General features: G+C 43.6%; 14 protein-coding genes and 1 tRNA gene. 4 read left to right on the forward strand and 11 right to left on the reverse strand.

Annotated features, from left to right (window positions below):
- Positions 1 to 54: 54 nt before the first annotated feature.
- From metG to M3N64_RS06090, 7 genes are all read right to left on the reverse strand, one after another.
- Positions 55 to 1,695, reverse strand: coding sequence for a methionine--tRNA ligase (gene metG / locus M3N64_RS06060; protein WP_249099633.1), 1,641 nt, complete (start codon positions 1,693 to 1,695; stop codon positions 55 to 57).
- Between the two features lie 779 nt (positions 1,696 to 2,474).
- Positions 2,475 to 3,464, reverse strand: coding sequence for an NERD domain-containing protein (locus M3N64_RS06065; protein WP_249099636.1), 990 nt, complete (start codon positions 3,462 to 3,464; stop codon positions 2,475 to 2,477).
- A 99-nt stretch (positions 3,465 to 3,563) separates the two neighbouring features.
- On the reverse strand, positions 3,564 to 3,902 hold the full coding sequence (gene mazF / locus M3N64_RS06070; protein ID WP_249099638.1) for an endoribonuclease MazF: 339 nt from the start codon (positions 3,900 to 3,902) through the stop codon (positions 3,564 to 3,566).
- Positions 3,902 to 4,183, reverse strand: a complete 282-nt coding sequence (locus M3N64_RS06075) for an AbrB/MazE/SpoVT family DNA-binding domain-containing protein (protein WP_249099641.1) — start codon at positions 4,181 to 4,183, stop codon at positions 3,902 to 3,904. Before M3N64_RS06075 ends, mazF begins: the two co-directional genes overlap by 1 nt.
- 302 nt (positions 4,184 to 4,485) lie before the next feature.
- A complete protein-coding gene (locus M3N64_RS06080; RefSeq protein WP_249099644.1) occupies positions 4,486 to 5,358 on the reverse strand; it encodes an aminoglycoside phosphotransferase family protein in 873 nt (290 codons plus the stop codon).
- Positions 5,359 to 5,364: 6 nt separating this feature from the next.
- Positions 5,365 to 5,763, reverse strand: a complete 399-nt coding sequence (locus M3N64_RS06085; protein WP_249099647.1) for an NUDIX hydrolase — start codon at positions 5,761 to 5,763, stop codon at positions 5,365 to 5,367.
- A 6-nt stretch (positions 5,764 to 5,769) separates the two neighbouring features.
- The gene (locus M3N64_RS06090; protein ID WP_249099650.1) at positions 5,770 to 6,390 is read right to left on the reverse strand and encodes a cation efflux transmembrane domain-containing protein; all 621 of its coding nucleotides are present in this window, start codon (positions 6,388 to 6,390) and stop codon (positions 5,770 to 5,772) included.
- Between the two features lie 164 nt (positions 6,391 to 6,554).
- Between M3N64_RS06090 and M3N64_RS14250 the strand changes: the two genes are divergently transcribed.
- A complete protein-coding gene (locus M3N64_RS14250; RefSeq protein WP_438271005.1) occupies positions 6,555 to 7,997 on the forward strand; it encodes an SAM-dependent methyltransferase in 1,443 nt (480 codons plus the stop codon).
- A gap of 91 nt (positions 7,998 to 8,088) precedes the next feature.
- On the opposite strand, the gene M3N64_RS06105 is transcribed toward M3N64_RS14250, so the two are convergent.
- Positions 8,089 to 8,559, reverse strand: a complete 471-nt coding sequence (locus M3N64_RS06105) for a GNAT family N-acetyltransferase (protein ID WP_249099653.1) — start codon at positions 8,557 to 8,559, stop codon at positions 8,089 to 8,091.
- A gap of 140 nt (positions 8,560 to 8,699) precedes the next feature.
- Between M3N64_RS06105 and M3N64_RS06110 the strand changes: the two genes are divergently transcribed.
- Both M3N64_RS06110 and M3N64_RS06115 read left to right on the forward strand, forming a co-directional pair.
- Positions 8,700 to 8,772, forward strand: a tRNA-Ala gene (locus tag M3N64_RS06110).
- Between the two features lie 101 nt (positions 8,773 to 8,873).
- Positions 8,874 to 9,803 carry a hypothetical protein gene (locus M3N64_RS06115; RefSeq protein ID WP_249099656.1) on the forward strand — a complete coding sequence of 310 codons (930 nt, stop codon included), beginning with the start codon at positions 8,874 to 8,876 and terminating at the stop codon, positions 9,801 to 9,803.
- A 381-nt stretch (positions 9,804 to 10,184) separates the two neighbouring features.
- Here M3N64_RS06115 and M3N64_RS06120 read toward each other — a convergent pair whose 3' ends face one another.
- Complete coding sequence (locus M3N64_RS06120) at positions 10,185 to 10,625, reverse strand: DUF2383 domain-containing protein (RefSeq protein ID WP_249099658.1); 441 nt, start codon at positions 10,623 to 10,625, stop codon at positions 10,185 to 10,187.
- Positions 10,626 to 10,703: 78 nt separating this feature from the next.
- Positions 10,704 to 11,132, reverse strand: coding sequence for a disulfide oxidoreductase (locus M3N64_RS06125; protein WP_249099661.1), 429 nt, complete (start codon positions 11,130 to 11,132; stop codon positions 10,704 to 10,706).
- A 114-nt stretch (positions 11,133 to 11,246) separates the two neighbouring features.
- Here M3N64_RS06125 and M3N64_RS06130 point away from each other — a divergent pair, with 114 nt between their 5' ends.
- Complete coding sequence (locus tag M3N64_RS06130) at positions 11,247 to 11,852, forward strand: pentapeptide repeat-containing protein (RefSeq protein ID WP_249099663.1); 606 nt, start codon at positions 11,247 to 11,249, stop codon at positions 11,850 to 11,852.
- A gap of 63 nt (positions 11,853 to 11,915) precedes the next feature.
- Here the strand turns inward: M3N64_RS06130 and M3N64_RS06135 are convergent, their stop codons facing one another.
- Positions 11,916 to 12,056, reverse strand: a complete 141-nt coding sequence (locus tag M3N64_RS06135; RefSeq protein ID WP_249099668.1) for an FbpB family small basic protein — start codon at positions 12,054 to 12,056, stop codon at positions 11,916 to 11,918.
- Between the last annotated feature and the right edge of the window lie 61 nt (positions 12,057 to 12,117).

Consider the following 12,117-nt stretch of genomic DNA (forward strand, 5'->3'; position numbering starts at 1 on the left):
TAGAATTACTGCAAAAGATGGAACATATGATAAAGGCAAACCGCATTTACATGCTCATTCGACGTTCGCGTTTTTTGCAAGGCGTTCACGCTCCACTTGAATCTGTTCCGGATCAATCCGCGCGAATAAGGGTTCAAGATGCTCTGGAAGTTTTCCCGGGCAATGAATGGGTGTCCATATGAAAGCGCCAAGGTGCAACGCATCGCCAATCTTTCGACTGGATAACGGCAGGAACGGCGCCAGAAGCTGTGCCAGATTGGCAATGCTGAATAAACAAGTGTTCAACGTCGCATAGGCTTCTTCCGGGTCGGTACTTATCGACTGCCAAGGTTTTTGCTCATCAAAGTACTTATTCAAGCGACGAATCCACGTGAAAATCTCAGCGAGCGCAGCCTTCAAATGAGCAGCTTCGATCATTTGTCCGACCTTATGGTAAAGTTCCTGTGTCGTCTGTAAAATTTCCGGATCAACTTGGCTTGTGTCTCCGTTAAAATCAGACAGTTTTTCAATGAATTTGAGCGTTCGATTAACAAAGTTTCCATACGCACCAAGCAGTTCTCCATTATGACTTTCAATAAACGCTTTCCATGAAAAATCAGCATCATGCGTTTCCGGTGCGTTGATCACCAAAAAGTAACGGATGCTGTCCGGGTCATAGTGATCGAGAATGTACGGTGCCCAAACCGCCCAATTGCGGCTTGTCGACAGTTTTTTTCGTTCGAGTGTGACGTATTCATTGGAGACCAGGTGGGTTGGCAATACCTCTTTGCCGATGCCGAGCAAAATGGCCGGCCAAATGATGGTGTGAAAAGGTACATTGTCTTTTCCCTGGACATAGTAAGAAACGGTGTCGTCCCGCCAGAATTCGGAGATGTCTCGCCCGTGTTTTTTGGCCCAGCGCACACTTGCCGAGTAATAGCCGGACACCGCCTCGATCCAGACATACACTTTTTTATCTTCAAAACCTTTGATTGGAACGGTGACACCGATCGGCAAATCACGGGTAACCGCGCGATCCTGAAGACCTTCATCAAGGTATCGCCGCGTGAGATTAAGCGCGTTTTCCCGCCAGTCATGATTCTTTTTTGCACGTTGATATAGCTGTTCAAGCTGTGGCTGAAACCTGCTGAGCGCGAAATAGAGATGCTCGACTTCTCGCAGTTCCGGCGTATGCCCGCAAAGTTTGCAAGTCGGCTCAAGCAAATCAACCGGATCTAAAATGGATGAACACGCGTCGCATTGATCCCCACGGGCAAATGCACCACAGTGCGGACAGATTCCTTCGACGTAACGATCCGGCAAAAACTGTGCGCAGTGATTACAGTACATCTGCTTCGTCTTTTTGTGATAAATGTATCCATTGTCATATAATGTCTTGAAAATATTTTGGACGACTTCATGATGCAGCGGTGTATCCGTCCGCGTGTAGCAATCATAAGTGAACCCAAGTTTCTCAAAACATCGCTGAAATGAATCATGATAGCGGTCAGCAATCGTTTTTGGGGTTACGCCTTCCTGTTTGGCACGAATCGTGATCGGTGTGCCGTTACAATCGCTGCCCGAAACGTAGAGCACCTTTTCTCCTTTTTGCCTGAAATAGCGCGCCAAACAATCACCCGGAATCAGGCTCGATAAATGCCCAAGATGAAGATCTCCATTTGCGTAGGGCCATGCGCCCGCAATCAATACTGCCATTTTGCTCACTCCTTTTTAATTAAAAAGTCCCCGCCCTCATACATTCATCATGTATAAGGACGGGGACTTGTATCCGCATGTTACCACCTTAATTCATCAGCAATTCGCATCGCTGATCTCAGCAAGTACAGAGCGTCTGCTCGATACTCGGTTTTTGTTAACCGAGTTCCGCCCGGTTGCAGCCTGGCCGCGCGTGGTGGCGCGGATCGGTGCAAATGCTCTGAGGCCATTGTTCAGCTTAGAATTCTGCTTCTCTCACCAGTGCGAAGCTCTCTGCGGAGAATCCGGCTGCCTACTTCTTCTCATCATCGCATGTCTTATTCGTTAAGAACATTATATGCAGCTCATCAAAGAGATGCAAGGGCACGAAACAGAGGTTCGCCGCCAATCTCATGTTATTCAGTGCCGGCCATTCGGTCCCGGGATCACTCTTTTCGAGCCCACCTTGCTCTCTTTCGGTGCCAATTTTGTGCTCTTCGGTTCCATGCCGGCCATTCGGTCCCAGGATCACTCTTTTCGGTCCCACCTTGCTCTCTTTCGGTGACAATTTCGTGCTCTTCGGTTCCATGCCGGCCATTCGGTCCCGGGATCATTCTTTTCGGTCCCACCTTGCTCTCTTTCGGTGCCAATTTTGTGCTCTTCGGTTCCATGCCGGCCATTCGGTCCCGGGATCACTCTTTTCGGTCCCACCTCGCTTTCTTTCGGTGACAATTTTGTGCTCTTCGGTTCCATGCGGTTCATTTTGGTGCCATACCATTTGAAAACCAGCTCAAGATTACTTAGTATTTTTTTCTTGAATAATTTCGGACTTTAATACTTGATTTTAATGTTTGATCAAAGATTTCATGCGGAGGAGCAACATAGTATTGCCCTCTTCCCGGGCCGATTCCCTTTCGTTCTATGTTCATTTTTTTGAGTAGCCCAATGACTACTTTTTTGCTTGAAAGCTGCAAGAAATCACGGCATTGTTTATTGGTCATGGCCGCTCCGAAGAGTAAAAAATAATGTAGAATCATGGGTTCGTGAGCAGATTTAGAATCGTGACCGCACCGTGTGCACACCCATTTGGTATAAATACGCTGCATAGTAAAACTTCCACAAGATCCACAGCGAACGCCGCTCAGCAATTCAGAGGGCTTAACGTTAAATCTTTGCAGGACATCTGTAAACGGCTCATGGTGATCATGAAGCAGTTGTTGCTCAATTTTGGGTAAAAATTTAGAGTAGCTTTGACTTTTCTGATATTTTTCAATAATTTTTTGGAGTTTGATCTGTACTTGTTCAGCGTGGAATACATGTTCCTGAACACGGCGCCCTCCACTTGGATTGTCGATAACTGTACTCGGATGTGCAATGACGACATCTGCTTCAATGGGCATTTTAGGTAAACGATGTGCCAAGAACCATTTTTCTAAATGCAGTCGATGGCGGTCGGCCTGTAAGATCGGATTTGCAAATCCTTCACGTCGATCACCGCGATATCGGATCAGTTGTCCATGATCGTTCGCAAAACAAATGGTTCCCGCATAGTTTTTAACTTCCAAGATGGCTATGAACGTTGGAGCTAACAGGAGGGTGTCAATTTGGCAATCGTCAAGGTGTAATCCATAAAAAATATGGATACCATTCTGCTGAAATTCTTCGAGGAAATAGGCAAGCGTCTGTTCTCCGATCCATCCGGCTTGAAATTTGGCGGCATCGTTTTCGACCAACTTTCGTGCCGGATGATTCGCAGGCAAATGACTGAGCAAAGCGTAATCAGAAAGCAAACGCAAGGGACACAATAACTTTTTTGAAATCAGTAGGCATCATCCTCTTCAAATGAACTCACTTTAACAATTCGACACAAACAGCCGCCCATCCTTTTTCTATTCGGAAAACAGAATCGTCTTGATTAATTCGAGGCACCCATCAATAACATGAGCAGGCGCTTTATCCCTATAATGAAAGTGGCGTGCATGCCAATCTAAGCTTTTTAATTGATCCGTTAGAATCACACCCTCGATTGAAAGACTCTGAGGAAGATCTACTTCAAACGGATAGCCTTTCTTTTGTGAAGTAATAGGACATACAAGTGCAAAATGAGTGGCTCTATTAAACGTTTCTGGAGATAAAACAATGGCCGGGCGATGTCCCGCCTGTTCATGGCCGGACTGGGGATTAAAGTTAAGGAAAACAAGATCACCACGTTCAGGAACATAGATCATTACAACAATTCATTCCCCTCTTGGCCAAGATCTAGTTCTTCATGACGATTCTCAGATGTGATTTTGGAAAGCAGTTCATCAAGAGACGGAGCGGGTTTTAATGGTTTTAGAATAATGTCTTTATCCTTGATTGAAAATTCAAGTTCGGTCCCTTTTTTAATACCCGCAGATTCTGCAACTGACCGAGGCAAACGGACGGCAAGACTGTTTCCCCACATTTGAACTTTTGTTGTCACATGAATCCCTCTTTTCTTTGCTGTTTGATGCTTTCTTGTATCCATTATATCATCTCTTCTCTTTCTTTGTATATACAAAGTGTATACAAAGAACTGAAAATTGATACATCAACTTTTTAAAAAAATGCCTGGTTTATGAAATTGTAATTTTCATTGCATTATTCAGTTATGATGAGAGCAATAACTGCTAAGGGATGTGCGAAACGGATGGAATTTGAAGAAGAAAATAGAGAATAAACCGTGTCATTGACCAATGTGATCAACTGATTAAAAAGGCACCTGGTCTTAATTTATAGTCCAAACCGTCCTGCTGCGTTCCAAATATGTGCAATACACACACCTCTTTATCAGAAAATCAACCGTTTTAACTCCATAAACCGTTTAATCTGTACACGATCAATCGGTTCATCATGATTGACAGAATAGAGCAACTCGTGAAACACAGGCTGCAGTCCGTAAAAATTGCTCACTCGCTTAAATAATTCATCCGAGGATTCTTTTGAATGGTAATAGGATAAAACTTTCCTCGTATACGTCACGCCATAATTCCAGTAGATACCGGCAAAATCAAAGGCCGGATCACCCATTTGCGCATCGGTGAAATCAATAATCCCGCTGACTCGATTTTCAGCTCTGTCAAAGAGTATATTGGATGCTGAGAGATCACCATGAATGGGCATCATTTTAAAGCTGAAAGCCAGGTATCCGTTCAAAAAATGGGTGAACACCTCTTCGATTGCCTTTTGTTCTCTGGCATTCAAGAACATAAATACCTTTTTCTTGAGCAATTCAAATAAAGATTGCCAATAGCGAAACGTATGCCGGGTGGGCAGAGAGCAGCCTTGAATTTGATGCAGTCTCATCAGAAAATCACCAAGCAGTCGAGCATTTTCAGGATTCTCACTTAAATCAACAGGGTCTTCAATTAAAGGCTCTCCAATCAAAAATGGATAGGTCACTGCCTTGAGCGCCTCTCCTTCATAGATCTCTTTGTACCTCGGAGTCTGCAGCAGAGGGGGATTTAATGAGAGACGTCGCAACAGATCGCATTCGTCCTTGATCCGTTTCATGGTCTGTTTTGTTCTCGGGAAACGGAATACCTGCTGCTTGTTGATGATCAGAATGTCATTATCCCAGCCATTTGTCTTTACTTCACTCGTAGCAATTGTCAGTTCCGGCATCGTTCGCCTGACAAAATCGATCATTTCTTCCTTTCTCACCAGCACTCATCCTCTTCCCAAAGAATAAACCCGTTCCGCAATTTGCCGCGGCCGAACATCCAGATGCGTCAGCTCGGAAATCTCCGCCCACACCGGATGATAGGTACCTTTTTCAGGATCAGACTGGGTCATTTCTTCGCCTTGTCCTCTGCCAAATTGTCCATTAAGAATGTCAGCCAGAAAAAAATACTGCCTACCGCTGAAAAAGAAGTCATCGATAAAACGATCAATTTTTACGGTTACGCCAAGTTCTTCGAACGCCTCGCGAATCGCTGCCTGATCCGGAGTTTCATCGTTTTTAATCCCACCACCGGGAAAAACGAAATAGTGCTCATCGTTTTTCTGACGTTCGATTAATGCAACTTTTTCATTTTCAATAATCACAACTGATCCGCGGTCTCTCATCGATAATCACTCCTCGTCAGGATGAAGGGCTTCCCATCCTTCACTGACAATAAAATAAACAAGGATCAAGGCCGAAACGGAATCAGCCCACCACCAATTGACTAATGCAGTCAATCCCGCACCAATTAAGACAGTGAACGCCATATAGGCGCAGACTAGGTTGCACATGCCATCTTCAATTAAGGCATCGCTATCAATTGCTTGACCGATCCGCTTCTTGGCAATCATCAGAATCGGCATCAGCACGCAGGAACCGACAACGAGAGCAATCCCTAGAAAACTCGTTTCCGCACTCTGCCGCGTGATTAAACGATAGATGGATGACAGGATCACGTAGAGTGCGAGCAGCATTAAAGCCGCGCCGACCACGTAGGAAGCGATGCGTTCCGCGCGCGCAACTTTCTCCTCACCGGATCGATTCTTTTCCGTTTGCAACCGCCAGAGTAGAAATCCTCCGGAGATCATTTCAATCAAACTGTCCAGTCCCAAAGCAACCAGCAGCAATGAGTGTGCCGCTATTCCCGACCATAGAGCAATCATGAATTCGATTGCCATCCACGCAAGAGACAAAAATTCAATTTGAATTCCTTTGTTAATTAAGATCATATTGTGGTCAGTCACCGTCATTTCACCAACCTTCCAGACAAAGCTTTTATAAGTCTATTATATGGCGAGTCACTATTGTTGTAAAAAAAGTGATTTTATGCTATAATTACACTAATTTAATGTTCTGTTATAATAAGATTCTTCCGGCCGGGGGAATCTTATTTTTTTGTGGGGTGTCTTGTTCTATGAAAGATCCAAGTATCACTGCACTCGTTTCTGCATTCAGTCGTGCTTACCACAGTCGCTACGATCATCCGAAGGTGTTTGATGATTCAGTCGCCGCCCAATTAATCACAACCGAAGAATTTGAAAAGATTAAGCAAAACATGATTCAGGGCATTTCTTTTTTCAACAAAGAAGTTGCCGATCAATTCGCGAATCAACCGAATGAAATTTTAAAATGGATCACTCAAGTTCAACTTTCACCAACACCTCTGGCCCGCGCAGCCTTTTGTGAGCAAATTTTATTCCATGAAATGGACTTAGGAACGGCCCAATACGTTATCCTTGGTGCCGGACTCGATACTTTTTGTTTTCGTCATCCTGTGGTTGGAGACCTGCTTCAACTATTCGAAGTGGATCATCCCGCGACGCAGACGTTTAAAATGAAGCGACTGGCCGATGCTCATTTAGACATTCCCAATCATCTTCATTTTGTTCCGATGGATTTTACACGTGACTTTTCCAAACAAAAGCTCGTTGACAACGGATTTAAAAATAAGCGAACCTTTTTCAGTCTGCTTGGCGTTACCTATTACCCAAAACGGACGCAGTGGATCTTAATTATTTCTACAATGACAAGCTTGCTGCATACAGGCTTGAATTACTTGCTGATCTACGGCCATCTGGGTTTCCCAAAATCAGGCGTTGCGGGTGCCGCGATTTCCAGTATGATTACGATGAGCGTTGATGTACTCGCGTATTGCTGGCTTTTGAGAAAAGATCTTCAGTCAGCGCTTCATGTTCGTCCAGATAAAATTCTCCTGATCATCCGGCAAAGTATTCCTTTGATGGGTCAGGAGCTGCTTCAGGGGAGCCTGTTCGCCATTGTGCTCAACGCGATTCTGGCCCGACTGGGAGCTCTTACTCTTTCGGGATATCTGCTCATCAGGCAACTTCTGCAAATTGGATTCATTCCGGCATTCATGTACAGTTCTGCGTTGCTCACGTTAATTAGTGAAAGCAGCGGCGCGCGGCAGTTTAATGATCTTAAGGCTTATCCGAAAACTGCCTCGATACTGACAATGATCCTCTTTTCATTGACCGGAATTGTTTTTTATCTGCTTAGAACACCCATCGCCGGATTGATCACGAATGACCAGCGTTTGATCGGATTCTCTTCAGGTATCTTTTTGTTGCTGTGGCTGGCCAGACTGTTTAATCCTTTACAGGAAATCTATAAATCAGCAATGCAGTCCATTGGGAAAAGCACGCGCGTACTGCTGATCACATTCATCATTCATACAGCTGCGCTTGTCATCATCATTGCACTGACTTTTCTGCTTCATCTTGGAATCTATGGAATCGCAATCAGTCTTTTTATTGACGAACTGGTGATGTATCTGGTTCTGAAGATGACTTATGATTCAGAGATTCAACGCATGCCGCAAAAACGCACCCATCCATAATGGTTAGAATGCCTCGGAATAATTATGATCCCGGGGCATTTGCCATGCTTTGAAAAATCCTTGTCATTCATCTTCTTAGCATTTCTTCTGCTTAATCAAATGTTTTACTGAAAAGAAACATTTCACCCGCTCTGCCCATCGCCCGTCTACCGGTGTCGCGAAACCCATTTTTAAAATAGACATGCTGGGCGACTGAATTCCTGTGATTGACCGCTAAGATCAGTTCGTTTACCGACGGAAAATGGGTGCGGACGAATGGGTACAGGCGCTGTAGTGCCGCCGTGGCGATACCCCGTCCCTGATCTTTATCATTGATCGAAAAGGCGCGCAGCAATAAAGCATTTTTATTCCCGCTATATTGCTGCGTCGCGTGTAGAACAAAAAATCCGGCGACTTTTCCGTTACTCAGCACTACCACCGGATGACGTTCTTTTTCACGGGCACAATCACGCAAACTGTCAATCGGATGTGCGGTGAACGACAGTTGCTGCTCAGGTAAATGATAATCTTCGAACATATGAGCCGTATCATTGTAAAATGCCAGATCTACTTGATTTTCCACGATGCCACCTCACCTGATTATCGCATTTTCTTTGGTTCCGATTTAGATGATTGCATTTTTCACTTGGCTGATTGACCGACGTGCCAAAAGTAGTGTATCATGTTCATGTCGCTGATTCAAAAGGACGAGCAGAGCAGCACGGGGCATTAGCTCAGCTGGGAGAGCGTTGCGCTGGCAGCGCAAAGGTCAGGGGTTCGAGCCCCCTATGCTCCATAAAACACGTTAGAAAAGGATTTTCAAGCGTATTAGAGGGCAAAAGTACACAGCGGAAACACCTTGACTTACAAATAATAAGATGAGAGTGGGAAACAACTGTGAGTTTGTCAGGGGTTGATTTTTCTGTTATCAGAAATTGGATCTATCGCAATGCTCGCCCTCTGGATTTAGCTAGATGGGCGTATCATTTTGAAGGCGGCTCTCAAGAAAATGTTCTAAATGCTTTATCTGTGTATCAAAATCAAGACGGTGGATTTGGTCATGCTTTAGAGGCTGATTCATGGAATCCTAATTCAACACCAATCCAGACAGCAACAGCCATGGAAATTCTTAGAGAAATTAATTTTGATGGCGAAAATCACCCACTCATTCATGGAATACTAAAGTATTTAGAAAGCGGGGTTGATTTTAGGGGTGGTAAATGGGAAAACACGGTTTCATCGAACAATGACTATCCCCAAGCCCCGTGGTGGCATACCGACTCAGATAGTGCAAACCGCAGGGAATACAATCCAACGGCTATTATAGCAGGATTCATTTTGGAACAGGCTGACAGGAACAGTGAAATTTATTTAAAAGGATTAGCCATTGCTCAGGAACTTTCAAAAGCATTTCTGGAAAATTCACATTTGGAAATGCACCCGCTTTTATGCATGAACTGTATGCTCATGTCCATTGATAAAGCAGATTTACATGACGAGTTTGAATATGATCGTTTAAGTGAACGATTACGTCAGCAGGTAAACGATCTGATAAAAAAAGACTTAAATATCTGGAACGACTATGGGTGCAAACCATCTGCATTTATTCAATCACCCGACAGTCCATTTTATAAGGAAAACAAAGAATTTCTTATTAAAGAGCTTGATTATATCTTAGACACAAGAAATGCAGAAGGCATCTGGAATATAACATGGAGCTGGAATAACTTTATTAAAGAATTCGCAATTAGTGAAAATTGGTGGAAAGCCAACATAGTTATTAAGAACATACGACTGCTTCAATCTTTTGGTAGAATTGAAAGTTAATGATTCATTGATCGCTATTGTTCAAAGAAGTATATTTCACTGAAACAGAGGTTTTCCGCATAGGGAAGCCTTTTTTGTACTATAAGTTAAAGCTGTATAGCCCGGCTCACGGTGAAACTCTATTATGTTTTGGAGCGTGCGGAGCCATTGCGAAGTGCGCGACCTACATGAAATAAAGAAAAAAAACACGAGGTACCCTATTTGGTTGTTGGATGGTTGCACAAAGAAAGTTCAGGAGTTCGAGCCCCCTATGGCTCCACATGGAAAAAACGGAAACAGCAGGATCGGTAATCGCCGATTCTGCTGTTTTCTTTATGTGGTGAATGGGGCACCAAGTAATTTTTAAATCGTTTTCAAAATTGAATGGGTTTCCGAAAATCACTAAGATTGTACCTTTGCCGAACTTATCGATTTTAACTGTTTCACATGTTCTCGGTCTTGATCAAGCACGTGTCGAACCAATTCGAAACTTGCCGAAGATAAGTTTCCCCTCACCACTTTTTCAGCCATTTCAACACCAAGTGTCTCTCCCTTAATGGCCTTCTCCACAATTCCATCAACATCATCAGGTATTTGAAGACTTGAGATATATCCCTGAATCGCACCGATCATTCCTTCACTGTCAACAGGAATACCGTTCAAATCCTGGATTCTTTTCGCGACATCCTGAGCCTGTGATTTGATGCCCTGCTGAATTGTCTGAAACTGCTGTTTTACTGACGCATCTCTTATTTTTACAAGAAAGCGCTCATAGGCATGAATCCCCATGTACAATCCCTTTAAAAGGTCATTCAAAGCCGTTATTTCTTCGCCGTTCACCATGAAAATCCACTCCTTTTCTCGGTATTATTCGTAAAGGCATTCTATAAAATACATACATCTCATATTCTTTTTTGGGGATTAATCACTGTTTTTGTGAATCATGAGCATCCCTAAAGTAATGAGCAAAAATGCCGTTCCTGATAAAAAAGGAATGGTAATGAAGCCAAAGATTGCGAACGTTTTTTCGGAACATGAATTGTCCGGAGAACAGACAGCTATTGCACTGAACGGTGGCAGCATTTGGAGCGCATAATGATAACATGCAAGCACAAATCCTGGTACAGAAATTGAAAGTACATAAATTCGAATGAATCGGTCATTGCGCAGATAGGCAAGCCCGAGAATAATAACGAGCGGATACATCAGAATGCGCTGATACCAGCACAATGTGCAGGGTGTCCAATGCATGACTTCGCTGAAAAATAAGCTGCCGCCCGTTGCAATGATCGCGACAATCCAGGAAAAAAGCAAAAAATAGCTGTTCGGAATCTTGCCCACTTGATTCATCCCCGTACATACTCGTTGGTTATTTAATCGTTTGCATGATACACTCATTGTAATTGAAAAACTTTCTTTTGGAAATGAATGGCACCGGAGTTTTTTATGAAAGGATGGAAATCCATGGATCAAACAGCACCGATTGAAAATCAGACGCTTATGCTTGAAGATCTCGAAGAAGGTGCACTGCTTGAGCATTGCAAAATCGACAGCCGCCAGGAACGAAAGCTGGTTAGCGACATCCGTTTCAGCCATTGCATCTTTCTGTTCGATGATTTTACAAAAACAGAGCTGCTTGACTGCTCTTTTACCCACTGTGAGTTTTCAAACTTTACGTTTGAGAAGGCAATTCTTTATCGAGATACATTTTCCGCATGCAAATTACTCGGGACGAATTTCATCCAGGCAACGTTTAAAGACACCGTTTTTTCGGATTGCCTGATGACTTATGCTAACTTTTCAGAAGCAAAATTCACTGGCGTTACATTCGAGACGGACAAACTGAATGACAGCTCCTTTCAGAATGTCACGATGAAAAAAATGAAGTTCGAGCACTCGGTCATGGACAGTGCCGATTTCAGCGAATCATCACTGAAAGGCATTAATCTGTCCACGTGTGAGTTTTCGACGCTTCGTATCGATGTTGCGCGCGCACAGGGGCTTAAAATCAACCAGTTTCAGGCAGCAAGCCTGATTTCATCGTTCGGCATTCAAGTCGTTGATCCATAATACAGTGTAAAACGAAGCAGCATGGCCCCTCTATTGCCGGACCATGCTGCTTATCTATACTGATTATTTAGTACCCGATACTTTTGCGGCTGCCAGTCGCCGTTCATCCAGAATTCTGTCAATTCTGCTGAGCGCCTGTCCATTTCTTAAAATTTCTTCTTTATTACGCTTTACAAGCTGCATGAACGTCTCTTTTTTTCTCATAAAAATCATCCCTTCCTGATTGTATCTTCATCATAACGTTTGTTTTTGAATAGACGATTAA

Origin of the sequence: Sporolactobacillus mangiferae (assembly GCF_023336505.1) — a bacterium.
In the GTDB taxonomy this organism is placed as follows: Bacteria; Bacillota; Bacilli; order Bacillales; family Sporolactobacillaceae; genus Sporolactobacillus; species Sporolactobacillus mangiferae.